This window comes from Methylophaga sp. UBA1464, from assembly GCF_002325665.1.
GTDB lineage: Bacteria > Pseudomonadota > Gammaproteobacteria > Nitrosococcales > Methylophagaceae > Methylophaga.
Genome location: NZ_DCSO01000114.1, coordinates 2,674 through 3,313 on the forward strand (window position 1 = coordinate 2,674; position 640 = coordinate 3,313).

A 640-nucleotide genomic window follows, 5' to 3' on the forward strand; every position below is an offset into this window, starting at 1 on the left:
CCACGGTTGGCGATCAGAATTTTTTTCAACATAGCTCAGCCTCGGCCAAATTTGTTTGCTAAGCGTAGAGCAAATTAATGATAAACAAAAATCAATAAAATATAATTCATCGATAAGTAATAACTTATCAATCTATTTACAGGTGCAAAACCATGGCACTCAGCCTGCAACAATTATTATCTCGCCTGTCATTCAGACAAATGCAGGTATTTCAGGCGGTCTATCAACATAAGGGATATCGCAAAGCAGCGGAACATCTAGGCCTGACACAGCCTGCTGTCAGCTCGCAAATGCGCCATCTTGAAAACGCACTGGAACAACCGTTGTTTGAATATATTGGCCGTCAGCTATATTGCACCGAAGCGGGTGAGCGTGTTGCCACGTTTATTGACCAGCTGTTTGGTCAAATGAGCGAGTTGCAAAGTGAATTGAATTTATTACGTGAAGCCCTTTCGGGCGATTTAAGACTGAGTATTGTGAGCTCATCGCAAACTGTTGTGCCGCATTTGATCAGCAGCTTCCTCGAAGAGTTTCCAACGGTCAATTTGCATATTGAAGTCGTTAATCGCAGTCAGGCTTTGGAGCGATTAAAACTGAATATTGATGATCTGGTCATTATGGCAATGGTGCCAGAAGGTCG

Annotated in this window: 1 protein-coding gene; it reads left to right on the forward strand. The window is 42.8% G+C overall.

Annotated elements, in window-relative coordinates; all coding sequences use genetic code 11:
- Positions 1-152: 152 nt before the first annotated feature.
- On the forward strand, positions 153-640 hold a 488-nt coding region (locus tag B3O33_RS15255; RefSeq protein WP_292363916.1), incomplete at its 3' end, for a LysR family transcriptional regulator.